Raw genomic sequence first — 20,613 nt, 5'->3', positions numbered from 1 at the left:
TGAAAATCACAAAAATGTAAATATTTTCATTTTTAAAGAAAACCTATTAATATAAACTATACATTTGTATTTTCAATTCAAAAAAGTATTCTTTTTATGCAAAAAAAAGGAAATAAAACAAGAATCATCTCAAAGATAAGTCCTAAAATGATTTTTAGTGTATAATTTTACAGAATCAATGGATAATATACTCATTATAGACGACGAACAACAGATACGTCACTTGCTTTCACGTATGCTAGAATTAGAAGGATATAACGTCTTACAAGCCTCCGATTGTCAATCTGGGTTTAAGCAACTAGAGATTAAGGATCCAGACGTTATCCTTTGTGATGTTTTTCTTCCAGATGGGAACGGGATTGATCTTATAAAAACTTTAAAACAAAAATGTCCGAATACCGAGATCATTCTATTAACGGCTTACGGTAACATTCCCGATGGAGTACAAGCTATTAAAAGTGGAGCTTTCGATTATATCACCAAAGGAGATGATAATCGAAAGATTATCCCTCTAATTGCCCGAGCCATGGCACAGGTTCGTGAAAAAAAAATGGGAATTACAAAAATAGAAGGCTCACCATTATATACCTTTCAAAGCATTCAGACTCAATCAAAACAGATGCAACATGCCGTTGACCTAGCACAAAAGGTTTCCGCCACCGATATTACCGTTCTAATTACCGGTGAAACGGGAACTGGGAAAGAACTTTTTGCCCAAGCAATTCACACCAGCGGCACACGCCAAAATGAAACCTTCATGGCCATCAACTGTTCGGCATTTAGTAAAGACTTGTTAGAGAGCGAACTATTTGGGCACAAAGCTGGATCATTTACCGGTGCAATAAAAGATAAAAGAGGCTTATTTGAAGTGGCAGATAAAGGCACTCTTTTTCTGGATGAAATAGGGGAAATGGCTTTTGAATTACAAGCCAAGCTCCTACGGATACTTGAGACTGGCGAATATATCAAAATAGGCGATACCAAGCCCAAGAAAGTCAATGTACGCATTATATCGGCAACCAATAGAGATCTAAAAAAAGAAATTGAACTCGGGACCTTTCGTGAAGATTTATATTATAGATTATCGGTTTTTTCTATTCATTTACCTCCTCTGAGAGATCGAAGAGAAGATATTGTTCCATTAGCGAAAGAATTTATTACTTTTTTTTCTAGAAAATTTCACAAAAAAGTAGTTTCAATAACCCCGGACTACTTATCAGCATTACAAGGAGCGGAATGGAGGGGGAACATTAGGGAACTTCGTAATGTGATAGAACGAAGTTTGGTGGTTTGTGACCAGATTTTAACATTATCAGATTTACCTTTAGAGCTACAAACAATCAGAACCAATAAACCAATAGATAGAGATTTATTAGAGTTTGAATTAAGCCAAATAGAAAAACGACACATTATCAGAGTCCTTCAACACACCAATGGAAACAAAACAGAAGCAGCTCGCTTACTAAAGATTGGGCTTACAACTCTATATAGAAAAATAGAAGACTATCAAATCTGACTTTTTCATCCTCAATTCTCATTTACATCTTGACATATTTTCATTTTGATATAAAGACCCTTTCATTTTGGAAGGGTCTTTTAATATGTGCAAAAATATGGTATAAGCAATAACACTATAAATAAGCTCATTACATCTTTCTATCAGATTTGGCATGCTTTTAGCATTATCAAAATAAAATTAAAAATTAAAAAAAAGATGAATGATTTTACTCAAGACTTAATTTTTGCATTAAGCATCGTTATTTGTTTCCAATTATTTTATAAGGTCATCAATTGGTTTGAAAAAATATGAGGAGGTCGAAATGTTTCTAAGTTTATTTTTTATTGGGCTCATAGCCTTTGTTTATTTAGTTATAGTGCTTATCAAACCTGATAAGTTTTAATCGATTAATATCAAAATGAATACAGAAATTTTAGGTGTAGTTTTTCAAGTAATCTTAATGATATCAATTAGTTTCCCTCTTGGAAAACTAATTTCTAAAGTTTACAAAGGAGATAAAAATCCATTCGATTTTATGAATCCTATTGAGCGTTGGATATTCAAACTGTCAGGCATTAATCCCCAAGAAAAAATGAATTGGAAAAAATTTCTTAGGACATTGCTTACAGTTAATTTGGTTTGGCTCATTTGGGCAATTACTCTTCTTTTATTGCAGGGTCATTTGCCTTTAAACCCCGATAACAACAGCGGACAATCGATCGATCAAGCTTTTAACACAGCGATCAGTTTTCTAGTAAACTGTAATCTACAACATTATAGTGGTGAAACAGGATTAACCTATTTTACACAACTATTTGTAATTATGTTCTTGCAATTTATGACAGCAGCGACCGGAATGGCTGTTATGGCAGGTATTATGGAGGCTTTTTCTAAAAAGCAAACCGCAACGATGGGAAATTTTTGGAACTATCTCGTCAAAAGTTGCACACGTATCTTATTCCCTCTTTCTCTCGTTTTGGGACTAATCTTAATCGTGGAAGGAACTCCTATGACCTTTCATGGCAAGCAACATATCAACACATTAGAAGGACGTTCGCAAGAAATCTCACAAGGTCCAACCGCAGCCATTGTTGCCATCAAACAATTAGGAACCAACGGAGGCGGATTCTTTGGTAGCAACTCTTCACACCCATTAGAGAATCCAACTTACCTAACTAATATGGCCGAATGTTGCGCCATTATTATCATCCCAATGGCTATGGTACTAGCTTTTGGATTTTACACCAGCAGAAAGCGATTAGCCTATTGCATCTACGGAGTAATGCTTACAGCTTATCTGACGGGAGCTTTCTTTTCAATCAACCAAGAAATAAAAGGGAATCCTCGTCTAACAGCACTAGGTCTCTCTCAAAATAATGGCGCTATGGAGGGAAAGGAAGTACGGATTGGAGCTGCTGCAACCGCTTTGTGGAGTGTAACTACAACTGCGACCTCCAATGGATCAATTAATGGAATGCACGACTCAATGATGCCAACATCCGGATTAATACAAATGCTTAATATGCAAATCAATACTTGGTTTGGAGGAGTTGGAGTTGGTTGGATGAACTATTTTACATTTATGATTATCACTGTTTTTATTAGCGGACTCATGGTCGGACGTACACCGGAATTTCTCGGAAAGAAGATCGAAGCTCGGGAAATGAAAATTGCATCGATAGTGGCTTTACTCCATCCGTTACTCATCCTCAGCGGTACTGCCTTAGCTGTTTTTCTAATGAATAACAATCAGTCGTTTGTCAATGCAGAAGGAGGATGGACTCACAATGCCGGTTTTCACGGATTAAGCGAGGTTTTATACGAGTTCACCTCCTCTGCAGCAAATAACGGATCCGGGTTTGAAGGACTAAACGACAACACTTGGTTTTGGAACTACTCGACTGGAATCGTTTTACTTCTCGGACGTTTCTTGCCAATTATCGGACAAGTCGCCATTGTCGGATTAATGGCTAATAAGAAATTCATTCCGGAATCGGCAGGTACATTACGCACCGATACTCTAACGTTTTCGATGATGACTTTCGTCGTTATTTTTATTATTGCAGCTTTAGCATTCTTTCCTATCCAAGCATTGAGTACTCTATCTGAACATTTAAGTTTATCATCATTTTAACATACAAGAATTCGTTTAAAACCATTTTATAATGAAGAATAATTCATCAGTATCCTTCTTTAAAAAGGAACAAATACTGGAAAGTTTAAAAGAATCGATCATTAAGCTTCACCCTAAATACATGATAAAAAACCCAATCATGTTTCTGGTCGAAGTGTGCATTGCCATCATGGCAATAGTTACCATCTATTCAATTTTTGAAAAATCACAAGGATCATTTGGATATAATCTTTTAGTTTTTATTGTACTATTCATCACTCTATTATTTGCCAATTTTGCTGAAGCAATAGCTGAAGCTCGTGGTAAAGCGCAGGCCGATAGTCTTCGTAAAACACGTGAAGAGACACCTTCAAAAAGAATCATACATGGAGAAGTTGAGTTAGTCAGCAGTTCTGAGCTAAAAAAGAACGATTTATTTTTTTGCGAAGCTGGTGATTTAATTCCAGCCGACGGAGAAATTATTGAAGGACTCGCTTCAATCGATGAAAGTGCGATAACAGGTGAATCAGCCCCGGTCATTCGCGAAGCAGGAGGCGATAAGACCTCAGTGACAGGAGGAACCAAAGTTTTATCCGATTCGATTACCGTAAGAGTAACAGCACAACCGGGCGAGAGTTTCTTGGATAAAATGATTTTGTTGGTCGAAGGTACTTCCCGACAAAAAACGCCTAATGAAATCGCTTTAACCATTCTACTTGCAACCTTTACATTAGTGTTCATCATTGTTTGCATTACATTAAAACCCTTAGCCGATTATGTGGGTGCACAAATCACCATCGCATCCCTACTCTCTTTGTTTGTTTGCCTTATACCAACAACAATCGGAGGACTGCTATCTGCAATCGGGATTGCAGGAATGGACCGAGCTCTAAGAGCAAATGTAATCACTAAATCGGGAAGAGCAGTCGAAACAGCAGGTGATATTGACACATTATTGCTAGATAAGACGGGTACAATCACAATTGGTAATCGTCGAGCAACTGCTTTTTACCCAATGATAAATTTTCACCGGGATCAGTTTATAGAAGTTTGCATGCTCTCTTCCGTATCCGATGAAACTCCAGAAGGACGCTCGATCATTGACCTAGGACGCCAGCTGGGATTCCGAGTGCGCCATCTATCAACAGACCATTCACAAATGATTCGATTCTCTGCAGAAACAAAATGTTCTGGAATTAACCTTAAAGATGGTACAGAGATCAGGAAAGGGGCTTATGAAGCCATTCGAACAATAGTCGTTAAGTCGGGCAATGAATTTCCTAATGAAGTGGAAAATCACATCAATGCCATTACCAGTAATGGAGGTACTCCCCTTGTTGTAATGGTTAATCGATCGGTAACAGGAGTAATAGAACTGCAAGATATCATCAAACCAGGTATTCAAGAACGTTTTGAACGACTAAGAAAAATGGGAGTTAAAACAGTAATGGTGACCGGAGACAACCCTTTAACAGCAAAATATATCGCCAACAAGGCTGGAGTTGATGACTTTATAGCCGAAGCCAAACCGGAAGATAAAATGGAATATATCAAACGAGAACAACAATTTGGGAAATTGGTCGCGATGATGGGCGACGGGACGAACGATGCCCCAGCATTAGCCCAAGCCGATGTTGGTGTAGCCATGAACAGTGGAACGCAAGCAGCTAAAGAAGCTGGCAACATGGTCGATTTAGATAATGATCCAACTAAACTCATTGAAATTGTAGAAATTGGGAAACAACTACTTATGACTCGTGGAACATTAACAACATTCTCTATAGCCAATGACGTTGCCAAATATTTCGCCATCGTACCAGCATTATTTATGGCATACATACCACAATTGGCTGCTCTTAATATCATGCAACTACGTACCCCTGAAAGCGCAATCCTTTCGGCGATCATCTTTAACGCAATTATTATTCCATTATTAATACCACTCGCCCTAAAAGGAGTAAAATATCGACCTATTGGAGCATCGGTTTTATTGAGGCGTAACTTGCTTATTTATGGTTTAGGTGGAATGATTATACCATTTATCGGCATAAAAATTATAGATATTATACTAGGCTTATTTCTCTAAATTCAATTATGGATATGAAAAATATAATTAGATCAATCCGCATTACTTTAACGTTTTGCATTTTCTTCACACTTTGTTATGTTCTAATATTATGGTTGATTGCTCGATTTGCAACTCCCAATAAAGGAGAAGCCGAAACAATTTACTCTAAAAGCCAACAAATCGGCATGACAAATGCGGGACAATTCTTTAATAAAAATATTTATTTTTGGGGACGTCCATCTCACGCCGGATACGGATATGACGGCACATCATCAGGTGGTAGCAATAAAGGGGCGACAGATAAAGCCTATTTAAAAGAAATCAAGCAACATATTGATTCTTTTTTAGTTTATCACCCCTATCTTACAAGAAAAGATATTCCGGCCGAACTAGTTACTTCAAGTGGTTCCGGATTAGACCCCAATATTTCGCCAGAAGCAGCTTTCGTTCAGGTAAGACGCGTCGCTCAAGCCAGAGGATTAAGCGAGACTTATGTATACTCAATTGTCAAACATGCTATTGAGCAGCCTCTATTTGGTTTTTTGGGACCTCAAAAAGTAAACATTGTCCGATTAAACATGGCAATAGATGAAGCTCAGAAAAATGCATCACCATATTAGCTTAAAAAACGCCCTCATAAAAGTAAACAAAAAAAAATGACAACAACAGAAGAAGGACGAAACGCTCATTATTTCCTCGATCTCATTAAACGTTCAAAACGAGGAAGATTTAAAATCTACATCGGAATGATTGCCGGAGTAGGCAAAAGCTATAGAATGTTGCAAGATGCTCATGAGATGATTGCAGATGGAGTCGATGTACGCATTGGCTTCATCGAAACTCATGCCCGACAAGGGACCGAACAACTGATCACCGGAGTACCTATTATTCCGCGCAAGAAAGTATTTTACAAGGGCAAGGAGCTAGAAGAAATGGATTTAGACGCAATCCTGCAAAATCACCCCGAGCTAGTCATTGTAGATGAGTTGGCTCACACCAATATTGAGGGTAGTAGAAATGCCAAGCGCTGGCAAGACGTAATGGAGCTGTTGGATGCCGGCATCAATGTCTTATCGGCTGTCAATATTCAGCATATTGAAAGTCTAAATGAAGAAGTTAAAAGAATAACCGGCATTGAGGTCAAAGAACGAATACCTGACAATGTCCTTCAAGAAGCCGACGAGGTTGTAAACATCGACTTAACCTCCGATGAATTAATCAGTCGCTTAAAAGCCGGTAAAATTTATCGAACAGACAAAATTCAATCAGCGCTAAACCACTTCTTCAAAACCGAGAATATTCTACAATTAAGAGAATTAGCCTTAAAAGAAGTTGCATTTAGGGTCGAAAAGAAAGTAGAAAGCGAAATCACACCAAGTGATGTCGGGATTCGTCACGAGAAAATATTGGCCTGTATCAGCAGTAAAGAAAACTCACCAAGACGAGTCATTAGAAAAGCTTATCGATTGGCTAGCCGATACAATACAACATTCACAACTTTATATGTGCAAACTCCTAATGAAAGCAGCGATAAAATTCAGTTAGCAGCACAACGTCATTTGATTAATCACTTCGAGCTTGCCACTCAGCTAGGAAGCAACATCCTCAAAGTTAAATCCCCAGATGTTTTAGACATGATTGTAAAAATATGCAAAGAGCAACAAATCACTGTGATTTGTTTAGGACATCCTAACTTTAACTTTAGGACGGCCTTTTTTCAATTAAAAAAATATCGTTTTTTTTTATCATCTATAGCACAAATGAATATAGATTTGATTATACTTGCTTAAAAATTAGGTTGTATCATGAACATCAAAAGAAAAATCACCCTTTGCATCGCCATTTTGGTCCTAATGATTATTGTTTTAGTGATATTATCAATCGTCAATATGCAAATCTTAACGGCAGCTTATCCTAACACGATTGCTGCAAATTATGGGCTTAATAGAGCACTAATCTCTGTAACATTAGTGGGGATAATCTGTATTATCGTCGGAGTTATTTTTTTGTTACGCTTACCGGCATCTATTGATCAACCGATCAAAATAATGATTAATAGTATCCAAGAAATAGCAAACCACAACTATAATGTCCGTCTACAACTTGATGGTAGTGAAGAATTTTCAGAAGTATCGAGAAACTTTAATCGCATGGCTCAACGATTAGCCCAGTACCATGCTAGTACATTATCTGAAATGATGGCTGGAAAAAAATATATGGAGACAGTGATCAATAGCATCAATGAACCAATTATCGGATTGAATAATGAAAAGATAATTTTATTCATTAATGATGAAGCGTTGAACGTACTTAATCTAAAACGCGAAGATATTGTCAATCAACCGGCTCACGAACTTTCTTTACGCAACGATTTACTCAGAAGATTAATTCGGGGACTTTTAGATTTTAGTAGTCAAAAGATTGAGCAGAAAGAGCCCTTAAAGATCTATGCCGATAACAAAGAAAGTTATTTTCAGGTAAAATACATAGAGATTAATCAATTTCGGTCGGATGGTAAAACTCCAGAAAAGAAAGGAGATGTAATTTTGTTGAAGAATATCACAGAATTTAAAGAATTAGATTCGGCAAAAACGACATTCATTTCAACCATCTCTCACGAATTAAAGACCCCGATATCTACTATTTTAATGAGTTTACAATTACTCGAGGATAAACGTATTGGCACCTTAAATTCAGAACAAATCGATTTGGCTAATAGCATAAAAGATAATAGCGAAAGATTATTACGTATTATAGGTGAATTACTGAACATGACTCAAGTCGAATCTGGGAAATTACAACTTAAGCCTAAAGTGACCAAACCAATTGAGCTCATAGAGTATGCGATTAAAGCTAACCGAGTACAAGCGGAGAAATTTAACATTCAAATCGAAGTAGAATATCCCGAAAACAAGATCGGAAAGCTATTTGTCGATAGCGAAAAAATAGCCTGGGTGTTGACTAATCTATTATCGAATGCAATCCGCTATTCGCATGAAAATGGACGCGTTATTATTGGTGCATCTCAATCGGAAAATGGAGAAGTTAAACTCTTTGTTAGAGATTTCGGACGTGGCATTGACCCACGTTATCATAATAGTATTTTTGATCATTATTTTCGAGTACCGGGTACCAAAGTTCAAGGTAGCGGCCTGGGATTATCTATTTCACGTGATTTTGTAGAGGCACATAATGGATATTTGACCGTTGAGAGTGAAATAGATAAAGGAAGTACTTTTACACTCTGTTTGAAATCGACGTTATAGCATATTATCATATGCTATAACGAAGGGTTGTTGAATCAAAGTTTCTATTTTCGCTTATAAGCGAAAGCTTGCCAGCGCTCTTCGGGCCATTCCTGTTGCTGAAGCTCGACACGAGCCATCACAAAGAAAAGGTCGGATAGTCGGTTGAACAGCGTCAAGATCACCATCGGAAGTTCGTCGGCCCGATGAAGCGTCCACAACCGTCGCTCAGCACGACGGGCCACCGTACGGGCAAACTGCAACTGCGCTGCCAAAGGAGTTCCACCCGGCAAGATGAAATAGCCATTATCGGTGAGCTGCGTCATCATCTCGTCCATGGCTTGTTCGCAACGAGTGGGCAGATCGTCCGACAACACGTTCGGATTGGCCGCACGTATGGCCGACGGTGTAGCCACATGGCTCATCACAACCATCAATTCGGTTTGAATGGTTTGTAGCAACAACTGCCAGTCGTGCTCCGGAGGTAATAACGAACGGACAATGCCAATCACCGCATTCAGTTCGTCAATCGTCCCGTTGGCTTCAATGCGAATATCATCTTTCGGAACTCGCTCGCCTCCATGAATGCCGGTCGTTCCTTCATCACCGGTTCGGGTATAAATTCGTCTCATCTTAAAACAATTTGAATAGATCCATCTCACCCCAATAAAGGTGAGTATAACTTGCAATCACATTTTGCACTCTAAATAGCCCGGTGTCGACCGGTTCACCTTTGGCATTGCGAACTTGAGCAATGGTGGGACAACACTTAGCGTCCTCTTTCACAATCTGCGTATAATGGAACTCATGTCCGCTCAACTTCAATCCATGATAGTCGAACTGCCGATAGCCCAACGTCAACTGACGCCCCTCGGGCGTATGATCGATGGTAAAGGGAAAGAGCCCCACCATCGGAAACGTTTTCTCAGGCGTTTTGATCCCTTGTGAGAGGTAGATCATTCCCCCACATTCGGCAATCACACGTCCCCCACCCTTGGTATATCGCCTGATGGCTTCCATCAACGAATGGTTTTGGGATAACCGTTCCGCTTGTTTCTCGGGATACCCTCCCGGAAGGTAAAGCAGGTCGATCGCTTCCGGCAACTCCACGTCCACCTCGGGATCGAAGAAAGAGACTCGCCCCAGACGAGACAGCACGTCCAAGTGTTCAGCATAGATAAACGAGAATGACTCGGCATTACGCGCCACGGCAATATGATGCCCCGCTACAGCCTCCAAATCGGATAAAGCCGGTGAGTCCGATAAAGCTTTTGAGTCCGATAACGTTGGCGAGTCCAAAGGAGATTGAATCAAGCCTTCTGGTTCACAGAAAGGCTTCCTCTCAGATCCTTCGGAGATTTCTTCCTCCAATACACTAGAAACACCAGTCACCTCCAACAATTTTCCCCAAAGCAAATCCCGGCGCACCGCATCGGCAAATGTCTTCAGTTGATGGGGCGACGACGCTTGAAAGTCGAGTCCTAAATAGCGTGAATCCATATTTAAATCAGGATTTCTAAACAGAGCTCCCAGATAATGCAGGTTCAAATCGTCGCAGACCTCCTCCAATAGGCGTGCATGTTTCTGTCCGCCGACCTTATTAAAGATCACACCGACCAAGCGTAATTTCGGGTTAAAGTCGCGAAACCCACTGATCAATGCAGCTGTGGAATAAGCCGACGACTTTGCATCGACCACGAGGACAACCGGGATATCGAGCAAAACGGCAATCTCCGCCGATGAACCTTTCTGTCGGTCGTATCCGTCGAACAATCCCATCATTCCCTCCACCACACTCACATCGGCTTCTGCCGAATGGCGGCGGAAGAGATCGGACACGTGAGGCTGAGTCGCCATGAACGTATCGAGGTTGATCGATGGACGTCCACAAGCCTGTTCGTGATATTTAGTGTCGATATAATCGGGTCCGCACTTAAACGGTTGTACCCGATAGCCTTCAGCGGTAAACAGCTCCATCAAGCCGCGACAGATGGTGGTCTTCCCGCTACCGGAAGTTGGGGCGGCAATGAGAAAATGAGATCGTTTTTTTACAGTCATGTCGTTCGAAATACGATTAGGTTTCTACTTCGGTGGACAAACTTAACGAAAATGTCGGAATAAATAAATGAAAATAGAAGAATGATGAAACGAAAAGGTCAGAACCGATCGTAAAAATCGATCAAAAAAAGGCAGACCAATAAAGAGAGACTTCTCCCTATCGGTCTGCCAGCCAGCTGTTAACCCCAAACGCTAGATTCGTTGTCCGTCAGCGGAATGTGTTAGTTGACTGTTTTAATCATTCCACCAACACGTTCGTCTGTATCGCCAACTTCCTGACGCAGACGTAACATCTCTTTTTTCATCTCTTTAATCACGTCGGCATAAGCCTTATCGTGATAAGCATTATGATTTTCTTTAGGATCTTTCTTCAAATCGTAAAACTCCCATGCCGGTTCGGAAACGTAATCCGATGATCCTGTCATGTTCAGTTTATCGCCATATAAGAAGATCAATTTATAACGATCGTTTCTCACTCCGATGTGAGCCGGGCGCTCTTTATGCTGAGTCCAATAGCGATAATAAATGCTCTTTCGCCAATCCTTTGGTGTCTCACCACGAAGGTTGCTTCTGAAGCTTCGTCCTTGAGAGCCGTCGGGACCGTCAACTCCTGCAAAGTCGGCCAACGTTTGTGCAAAATCCACATTCAAAACAAGATCATTCAACCGCTTACCCTTAGGCAATTCATGAGGATAGCGGATCACAAAAGGCATTCTAGCCGCTTCTTCATAAAACATACGTTTATCAAAAAAGCCATGCTCGCCTAAGAAGTAGCCCTGATCGGCTACATAAACCACAATCGTATTGTCGGCAATGCCCATCTCATCGAGAGCACTCATCAACTTTCCAATATTATCGTCGACCGTAGCTGCACAACGGAGGTAGTCGCGCATCAACTTTTGATAAGCAGCTTTACGAGCGGCCACCTTACTCATTCCCTTAGTCGAGAACGGCAATTCCGGATAACGACACCACCATTTATCAGGATCGGCAGAAGCCGTTTCCCAACGACGGATCATCTCCTCAAGAGGTTGTCCTTGGAACGTCCGTCCAGTAGTCTCAGGCCCCCAATCCATAAGGTTCTCCGGTTCGGGGAATGTGACTCCGTCGTAAAGGTGTCGCATCCTCTCCGGAAAGTCGTATGGCTCATGCGTCGCCTTAAAATGGCAACACATCATGAAAGGCTGATCCTTATCTTGTTGTTTCATCCAGTCAATAGCCTTTTGAGTCACAATATCCGTCGAGAATCCATGCAAACGCTCCCCAAAGTTTCGCTGTCCCGGCCAAGGTTGGTCACTGTTCTTAAACGTCGGATCACGATATTCTCCCTGATCGTGAAAAACAGAATAATAGTCGAACCCTTGTGGCTGCGACTTTAAATGCCACTTACCCACTAGTCCCGTATGATAACCGGCCTCTTGTAACACTTTGGCTATGGTAGGCAACGAGGTGTCTAAGGTGTCGGATAACGTATATACTCCATTATGGTGGCTATATCGTCCGGTAAGGATGGCCGCACGACTCGGCGTCGAGATAGAGTTTGTACAAAAGCAATTATCGAGCACAACGCCTTCGTTGGCCAAACGACGAATGTTTTGATTCTGAACATAATTTTGCAACGCCCCACCATATATGCCCCAGGTCTGAGACGTATGGTCGTCACTCAATATAAATAAGATATTGGGACGTTTTCCCTCTTTTTGAGGAACAGCTGCGTCGACTGTTGTCAAGTTTGCCGAAGCTAAAGGTAGCAGTCCGATACAGACTTTTTTAATATCGATTCTCATTATTCAAAGATGTAAAGTTTTATCAGTTCATTCCAAGTCAGCTTATGTCCGTCTTTCCACCAAAGCGGTTGACTCAAATCACAAAAGTCTTTGTTCTCTTTCATCCTCTGAGCTAACAACGACTTATAAGCAGCAGCCTTTTTAGGTTTCCGATCGACCAAATTCACGAGTTCTCCCGAGTCTTTTCGCAAGTCGAACAATTGCTCAGTGATCTTGCCATTCACATTGTAGATGATATATTTATAATCTGCTGTCACCAATGCTCTCTGCTGATTAGAGTAAGCCAAAAAGATATCTTTCCGATGCTTATTTGTTTTTCCGTCCAACACCGGTTTCAAAGAACGTCCCGTCACAGAAGATGGTGTTTTCAATCCGGCAAGATCACAAAGGGTTGGATAAATATCGTATAGGTAACATAAAGCTTCCGTCTTTCTTGGAGCTTTTTTAGCTCGTGGATCGATGATCAACATCGGTACGCCGATGCTATGCTCATACAAACTTTGCTTGCCCAACAAGCCGTTTTGCCCCATGGCCAAACCGTTATCGGAAGCAAAGACAATAATCGTATTATCGCGTTCGCCTATCTCGTCAAGAGCTTGAAGCACTCGTCCGATCTGTAGATCGACCTCACTCACCATGCCATAATAGAGAGCCAGTTCATTCTGCATCTGTTCTCCCGTACGAGGCGGTGGAAGGATCTGTTCATCGCGAATAGCAAGTTCACCATTGTCGAACGGATGTTCGGGAAGGAAGTTGCTAGGCAATGCCAGTTCGTTCGCCACATATTTTTTACCATAGTTAGGCAATTGGTTGCGAGGATCGTGAGGAGAAGTAAAGGCCACATAAGCCATAAATGGCTGATCGTGTCCGCCCCGACTCTTCAAAAAGTCAATCGCAGCATCAGCAAACATTTTAGAGGAGAACTCTTTTCCGATAAAAGATGGAGAATCGTACTTACCCGTAGGGTCAAAATGTTTCAAATGTGGAGAACAATGACCATTCATTTCATAAGGATGCATTCCTCCGAAAAAGATGTTTTCACCATCAGAAAAAGAACGAGCGAAAGAAGCCTTATCCGAATGCCACTTTCCGGTAGCAAACGTTTCATAGCCATTCGCTTTCAAATGTTCAGGAAGAGTGGTATGAGCTTGAGGTATTTTCATTCCATCGCTCTGAACACCGAAGACTCCCCTACCTGTCATCAACATCGCACGACTAGGCATCGACAACGCTCCACACAATGCACCATTGGTATAGGTTCGGGTGAATGTCACTCCTTGAGCAATCAAGCCGTCAATGTTCGGAGTATAGACATTATTATTACCAAGAGCTGCAATCGCATCACTCTGCATATCATCCACCAAGATGAATAAGATATTGGGAGACTCAGGCTTCTTCTGAAATCCACAAAAGACAGTGAACGCCAGAGAGGCAGAGATCCATGTTTTTAAATGTTTCATATTTGTGTATTAGTTTATTTCTATTTCATCGACAAACAAGAACGGAGAATGTCCTGCTCCCGAATGTCCTTCAGGTAAAGCTTTAAAGCCATAAGCCCGAACTATAACATAACGAGCCGGTATCTCCAAAAAATTTAATTCTAGGTTATCAAGCCGCTTTCCTTCCATTGTAGCCTCCGGAGCCTCGAACGATCGCGTAGAGACCTGTTTAAAGTTCTTACCATCAATAGAGATTTCAACGTCTACGCGTTCTATTCCCATGATATAGGAACTCATATCGGTCAACGAAGAGAGACGAACCTGCTTTACCAACTGCTCATTCCCCAAGTCGATCACTGCTTCCATAGGATTGGGGTTATAACCCACCCACATGCCTGTAGTGTGGAAGGCCGAGCTACGAACTCCATCGACTAGAACCTTACCGTTATCACCGGCATATCGTTCTGAAGGTGAGGTCAGCAACCGAATATCGGCAAACGTAGCTTTGTTGATACGGATCGATTTTTTCAACACATCGCTACAAAGTCCCGAAGGAGTATAAGCAATGGCACGCAGATCGGCATCTTTAGCCACAAAAAACGGAGCAGTATACTTCTTCGAATTCAGAGTTGGCTTACGGCCGTCTAAAGTATAATAAATATCAGTACCTTCCAAACCTTTTAGCGTTACTTCCAAGCGTTTGTTAGCTTGATCAAGCTGATATCCATCTTTGATCTCAAAGAAATGAGAAGCATAGTTATATCCTAATTTCCGATACAAATCGATCATAATAGGAAGACGTTCAAGGAAATCGACATAACGTCCTCTTCGGCTACCACTCCAAGCAAACTCTGAAAAAGCAGCCAATCGAGGCAACATCATATAATCTAATGTTTCATCATCCGGAACATAAGATGTCCACAAACAGATCTCTGCTCCGAGTGCCAACTGGCGTTGCTGATCAGTTGTCTCAGGAACCATCAATTCTGCCTCATAGAGTTTCTGCATTAACACCAATCCCCCGGTAGCTTTAGGCTCTGATCCCATATCGGACGACTGGTAATTGTTTAAATAGAAATGTCCGTTCGACGAGAAAATCACCGGATGACCTTTTTTCATGGCTTGTACCCCACGCCCTAATCCTCGCCATGACATAATCACGGTTTCCGGATCAATCTGGTCAGAAAGCACCTCATCCCAACCAATCATCTTTTTACCCAGTCCTTTTAGATAAAGAGCCATCTGTTCGTTGAATTTTCCCTGAAGTAGATCCTCCGGAGAATGTCCATCCGTCTCCTTTAGTCCATATTGACGAATGGCGTCTTGACAACGCGAACAAGCTTTCCAACGATCTCTCGGCACTTCATCGCCACCAATATGAAGATAAGATGAAGGGAATAAGTCGGCCACCTCTTTCAGAACGTCTTTGGCAAACTGCCACGAGAACTCCTGCCCTAGGCAAACCACATCCTTGTGAACCCCACCGGATTCCAATGAGACTTCATAAGGTCTCTTCACACAAGCCAATTGCGGATAAGCCGCCAAAGCCGCCGTGGTATGTCCCGGTAGGTCAATCTCAGGAATAATGGTGATAGACCGCTTCGCGGCATAGGCTACCACCTCTTTTATTTCTTCTTGGGTATAAAATCCACCATAACGATTTTTATCTTTACCTCGCCAAGCGCCTACGCGAGTGAGTTCAGGATATTTTTTAATCTCAATACGCCACCCTTGGTCGTCGGTCAGATGCCAATGGAAATAATTCAACCGATGCATCGCCAATAAGTCGATGAACCGCTTCACTTGTCCGACTGAGAAAAAGTGACGACTCACATCGAGCATGGCTCCACGATAAGCCATCTCTGGATGATCTTCTATCTGAATGGCAGGAAGCAGATAAGGTTTCTGCTTTTGTTGAAGAAGAGCATGAAACAGACTTTGAGCACCATAGAAGAAGCCGGCTGCATCTTTTGCGACCACCACGACGCTATCGGCATTCACACTCAAGCGGAAAGCTTCGGCCTTTAGAGTTGGGTCATACCGATAGATCATTCGGTTTGCGGTTGTTCCTTTTGCGGTTGTTCCTTTGGAATCGGCAATTGTTTTGAAAGTTACCCCAATCTGCTTTTCTATTTCCGACATCACCAGATAGGTGCCATTTAATAATTCAGTCTTTCCTACCGGATAAATAATCTCAGTATTCTGATTGATCATAAAAGGTTTTCCTTTTTCGACTTGCACAGATGCAGGCGACGGAACTTGTGCACACAAGGACTCTTTCACAGGAGGAGCATATCCGCACCCCTGTGAAAAGACCATAAACAAACCTATAAGTACCCTTATCATATCTATTTTGTATTCAAATTATATTTAATTTTCCACTTTGCCAGGTTCTCGACGATTCTTTCCTTCCTTTCCTGTCAGATCGTCCCCCAGTTCTTCTCTGTAATCATTAGCTATCTTACTGAGTTTCTCCACGATATCGGGATGCTGACTGATCACATTAACCCGTTCTCCCGGATCACGACGCAAATCGTACAACTCGCAGCTCGTAATTTCTTTTTTGCCTAACTCACCCGGACGACCGTCATTGCCCGGGACATTAGTCTCGTATGAAACGTATTTGTGGGGGAAAATCAGCTTATATCGTCCGTCGGTCACAGCCTCCATGGAGTTTTTATGATAGTACAAACACAACGATTCACGAATAGCCCCTTTATGTTCTCCCTTAAGGATAGGAACCATACTTAAACCATCGGTCTTTAATTTAGGTTGAGGAGCTCCGGTCAACTCAGTCAGCGTCGGCAAGATATCGATATTCGACATCAGGTCGTTACAGATCTTTCCCGACGCGATTGTACCTTTCCAATAGAACAAACAAGGCACTCGCATTCCGCCATTGAACGTCGTTGCTTTGGCTTCACGAAGTCCTCCGGACGACCCGGCATGATTACCATAATTGGCCCAAGGTCCGTTATCGGAAGTTAAGATCACCAAGGTACGATCTTCAACTCCGGTCTCTTTTAGTGTTTTAATGATTTCTCCGACACTCCAGTCCAGTTCCATCATCACATCGCCATACAAGCCTTGTGCACTCTTTCCTTTGAACTTATCGGAAACAGCCAAGGGAACATGAGGCATAGAATGAGCTAAGTATAAAAAGAATGGAGTTGCCTCCTTCGTTTTCCGCTGAATGAAATCAACGGCATGAGTGGTATAATCGGTCGTCAGCTTAGATTGATCGGTATTATAGCCGATCACCTTATTGCCTTCGATCAGTGGTAAATCCGGAAATTTATATTGAGGGTGGTATGGCCACATATCATTCGAATAAGGCAAACCGTAATATTCGTCGAAGCCATGTTGAAGCGGCAAGAATTTCTTTGCATCTCCTAAATGCCATTTGCCAAAAATAGCCGTTGCATATCCTTTGGTCTTCAACAGTTCGGCAATGGTTTCTTCTTTATCGCTAATACCGATCTTGCTATTAGGATTGGGAGCATAAGCAAACCCTATTCGGTTTGGATAGCAGCCTGTCATCAATCCGGCTCTGGAAGCCCCACTAATAGGTTGAATGGCGTAAAAATTAGTCATAGACATTCCCTCAGCAGCCAATTGATCAATATGAGGAGTTTGATAATCAATAGCTCCCTTGAAAGAGAAATCACCATTCCCGGCATCGTCCAAATTGATTAAGACGATATTCAACGGTGGTTGCTCTTGAGCCTGTACGTTATTTGCCCAAACGGCTCCACCAATTAAACTTAAGATTACTTTGTGTCTCATTTTATTTCTTATATAAACAAATTATCATTCCTTCTATATCCCCTCAAAAAGCATATTATTGTTTCTCTACTGGAGCTTTCATCGTCTTAATTCGGACTTGCACATTAAAAGAACCTCCGTCGATCTTCGGATTCACATTATCGATGGAACACGCCGCATATAATACTTCTGGATCTCCTTCTTCGTTTAACAACAATTGTGGACGTTCCAAACGGCTGACTTTTACTGTATCTCCATTCTCTAAAACCAACTCTCTCTTCATGAATAAAGAATGCTTAGGCAACTGCCACTTTATGCCATCCTCCGAATACATTATAGCTAAACAAGGTTCTCCTTTTGTAAAGTTACCATTAAAATCTTTAAATACGGCATAGAAACATTTATCACGTTGATGATACCAGACATAAGGGTCTTCGGCAGACAACTTACCTTCTACTCCGTCTAAGTGGAATACCGGCTCGTTTAGGGCAACAAAGGGACCATCCGGCTTATCGCCAATAGCCACTCCATGGACTCCACGCCAATTCGGATCGTATATATTTCCTTTAAAGAAAAGCAAATATTTACCATCTGTCGGACGATAAACAACAGCAGGGTTAACCACAATTAAATTATCGGGTTTGGGTTGAGTGCCGACTGGAGAAGGAGCTAATACATTATCCGGCTTCACGCGAGTACGAGCCTCAAGCAAAGGGCGATCGGAATGCGTGAATTTTCCTTTCAATAAATCCAGAAAAGATTGAAATGTGATCACACCGATCTTCTGATTCTGCTGCATGCGGTCTCTGCGAGGTAAAGTATCGGTTTTTGAAGAGACATTTTCATTACCCGGATCAACTGTTGCAGCATAATAGAGGTAATAAGTATCGCCAAATTTACGTACATGTGGATTTGAAGCGCTTTGTGCATCCCAAGAGGATGTGTCGGATGCAAAGCCATCTTGATTATAGAAAAAGCCTAGTTGGCGAAAATCGCCGTCCGGTCGTTCGGAAACTGCTAAACCTAACTTAGAGCCAAAAACCCAAGCATTTGTAAAGGGATATACTCCAGTTTCCGGTGCAGAATATATCATGTAGTATTTGCCATCTTCTGCTTTTGTAACCGAGCCACCCCAAGTGAAATGTTTAACCACTTGCAAAGCCGACGCACCATTGACTTCATAACTGCCTTGAATAGGTTTGACTTGTAGGTCGACAGGTTGGGCTTCAAAAATATATTCGTGCGTGATTTGGTGATTGGTCGTACAAGATGATAACGCCACAGATAAGCATAACATTCCGGTTCTAATTACTCTTCTCATAGTTGTTTTTCTTTATTTATGATTTAACAGGATTATAAGGTTTATAAAACAAATTAGGTGCTATATTAATATTTTCTCAAAGATACGGCAATAATGATTAAAGGCGAAAAAGATGATTAAATAAATGAGGATGTCCAGTGAAGTGCATCCTCATTTATGATCAAATACTCTAAACTTTATTTTCCGTCATCAGGGAAACGGACACCCTCTTTCCAAGTCGCTTCATATGCAAGAGTTCCATCTCTGCCGTGTCCGGAATGATCTTTAATCACAAGTCCACTGCCTTCGTTACATTTCCAATAAACTTCTAATCCCTCAGATTCAGGCGATACAATATACATATTATTAGAAATTTCAGCTTGACTACGAGCTACAGACCAAACACGAAGTTCACTGATATGTCCTTTTAAACCATAAGATGCTTTAAGATTAGCAAACTGAAATTTTCTAAATGTGAATATTTCTCCAGGAATAGCGTGAGGTGTGATAAAATCTAATTCACCATCAACATAAAAACGTAGGTTGGTACCATCGTATGTGAAAGCTAAATGATACCATTTACCTGCAGTAAAAGCAGTTACACTCTGAGGCTTATTAGCACCAACTTTCGCTTGGAATTGATTTTGCGGGCAAGTCACATCACCAAAACGAGAATAGATATTGGTTGCATTATTAGCATCGGTTATATTCCATTGCGTTACATTATTTCTATTGAACACATCCATCTTTAAATTCCATTCCAAGGTCCATTGCCCCGCTTCAAAAGGAGTTTCAAGTTCTGTCAAAATATAATTTCCTGCATTAAGATAAGGAACAGTTGTTACCACAATTTGATCTAACAACACAATTAGAGAAGAAGCAGATGGCAACTTTTGAGCTCCACTAGCATTTACTATACCAACAGGTATCGCATATTTCTTGCTTGGGTCAACTGTTTCATCAAACGGTTTTACATTCAGATCTATCGGATTTGATGCAATTTCACCTGATTTAATGATTGTTTTTTGTTCTGAGAAGCTATAAAAGCTCTCCGGAAGCAATTGATAATCTGTTCCATTTTTCTTATTATAGGCCTCTAAGGCTTCCTTATCAGTACCATATTCCACAGTCACATCACTTCCGAGTGCCGCTCCCAAACGTGCAGATATCACCGTACTTGCGCCAGTATTATCAATCACAATCTTTTTTGCAGGTGATGTGCGTGCATCGGTTAAAAAAACGCCATTATCAATTACACTATATTCAGGCTGGCATGCCGTTAAACATGCTATTGCAGCCATAGCTATCAATTTTATATTCGTTTTCATTCTTTTCTTTGT

The 20,613-nt window shown here is 41.1% G+C and carries 14 protein-coding genes; 6 read left to right on the top strand and 8 right to left on the bottom strand.

The window, feature by feature from the left end; genetic code table 11:
* Positions 1-178: 178 nt before the first annotated feature.
* From AC4PG5_RS02500 to AC4PG5_RS02475, 6 genes are all read left to right on the top strand, one after another.
* Complete coding sequence (locus tag AC4PG5_RS02500; RefSeq protein ID WP_492029887.1) at positions 179-1,516, top strand: sigma-54-dependent transcriptional regulator; 1,338 nt, start codon at positions 179-181, stop codon at positions 1,514-1,516.
* Between the two features lie 400 nt (positions 1,517-1,916).
* A complete protein-coding gene (gene kdpA / locus AC4PG5_RS02495; RefSeq protein WP_492029886.1) occupies positions 1,917-3,632 on the top strand; it encodes a potassium-transporting ATPase subunit KdpA in 1,716 nt (571 codons plus the stop codon).
* Positions 3,633-3,663: 31 nt separating this feature from the next.
* Positions 3,664-5,697 carry a potassium-transporting ATPase subunit KdpB gene (kdpB, locus tag AC4PG5_RS02490; protein WP_492029885.1) on the top strand — a complete coding sequence of 678 codons (2,034 nt, stop codon included), beginning with the start codon at positions 3,664-3,666 and terminating at the stop codon, positions 5,695-5,697.
* 14 nt (positions 5,698-5,711) lie between these two features.
* A complete protein-coding gene (locus AC4PG5_RS02485; RefSeq protein ID WP_492029884.1) occupies positions 5,712-6,299 on the top strand; it encodes a potassium-transporting ATPase subunit C in 588 nt (195 codons plus the stop codon).
* A 36-nt stretch (positions 6,300-6,335) separates the two neighbouring features.
* Positions 6,336-7,469, top strand: a complete 1,134-nt coding sequence (locus tag AC4PG5_RS02480) for a sensor protein KdpD (protein WP_492029883.1) — start codon at positions 6,336-6,338, stop codon at positions 7,467-7,469.
* Between the two features lie 15 nt (positions 7,470-7,484).
* On the top strand, positions 7,485-8,945 hold the full coding sequence (locus AC4PG5_RS02475) for a HAMP domain-containing sensor histidine kinase (RefSeq protein WP_492029882.1): 1,461 nt from the start codon (positions 7,485-7,487) through the stop codon (positions 8,943-8,945).
* Between the two features lie 44 nt (positions 8,946-8,989).
* Here the strand turns inward: AC4PG5_RS02475 and AC4PG5_RS02470 are convergent, their stop codons facing one another.
* The 8 genes from AC4PG5_RS02470 to AC4PG5_RS02435 all read right to left on the bottom strand — a co-directional run bounded on the left by AC4PG5_RS02470 (position 8,990) and on the right by AC4PG5_RS02435 (position 20,601).
* Positions 8,990-9,556: a cob(I)yrinic acid a,c-diamide adenosyltransferase gene (locus AC4PG5_RS02470; protein ID WP_492029881.1), complete on the bottom strand. Its 567-nt coding sequence runs from the start codon at positions 9,554-9,556 to the stop codon at positions 8,990-8,992.
* Between the two features lies 1 nt (position 9,557).
* Positions 9,558-10,982 carry a cobyrinic acid a,c-diamide synthase CobB gene (locus tag AC4PG5_RS02465; protein WP_492029880.1) on the bottom strand — a complete coding sequence of 475 codons (1,425 nt, stop codon included), beginning with the start codon at positions 10,980-10,982 and terminating at the stop codon, positions 9,558-9,560.
* 221 nt (positions 10,983-11,203) lie between these two features.
* Positions 11,204-12,769: a sulfatase family protein gene (locus AC4PG5_RS02460; protein ID WP_492029879.1), complete on the bottom strand. Its 1,566-nt coding sequence runs from the start codon at positions 12,767-12,769 to the stop codon at positions 11,204-11,206.
* The gene (locus AC4PG5_RS02455) at positions 12,769-14,229 is read right to left on the bottom strand and encodes a sulfatase family protein (protein ID WP_492029878.1); all 1,461 of its coding nucleotides are present in this window, start codon (positions 14,227-14,229) and stop codon (positions 12,769-12,771) included. The genes AC4PG5_RS02460 and AC4PG5_RS02455 overlap by 1 nt, the downstream gene beginning before the upstream one ends.
* A 9-nt stretch (positions 14,230-14,238) precedes the next feature.
* Entirely contained in the window at positions 14,239-16,554 is a 2,316-nt protein-coding gene (locus tag AC4PG5_RS02450; RefSeq protein WP_492029877.1) for a glycoside hydrolase family 20 protein, read from the bottom strand.
* 24 nt (positions 16,555-16,578) lie between these two features.
* Positions 16,579-17,994, bottom strand: a complete 1,416-nt coding sequence (locus AC4PG5_RS02445; RefSeq protein WP_492029876.1) for a sulfatase family protein — start codon at positions 17,992-17,994, stop codon at positions 16,579-16,581.
* A 55-nt stretch (positions 17,995-18,049) separates the two neighbouring features.
* Positions 18,050-19,294, bottom strand: a complete 1,245-nt coding sequence (locus AC4PG5_RS02440; RefSeq protein ID WP_492029875.1) for a glycoside hydrolase family protein — start codon at positions 19,292-19,294, stop codon at positions 18,050-18,052.
* Between the two features lie 176 nt (positions 19,295-19,470).
* Positions 19,471-20,601, bottom strand: coding sequence for a DUF1735 and LamG domain-containing protein (locus AC4PG5_RS02435; protein ID WP_492029874.1), 1,131 nt, complete (start codon positions 20,599-20,601; stop codon positions 19,471-19,473).
* Between the last annotated feature and the right edge of the window lie 12 nt (positions 20,602-20,613).

Source organism: Bacteroides sp. QWL-09 (assembly GCF_058683585.1).
This window is presented reverse-complemented; position numbering and strand designations above follow the sequence as displayed.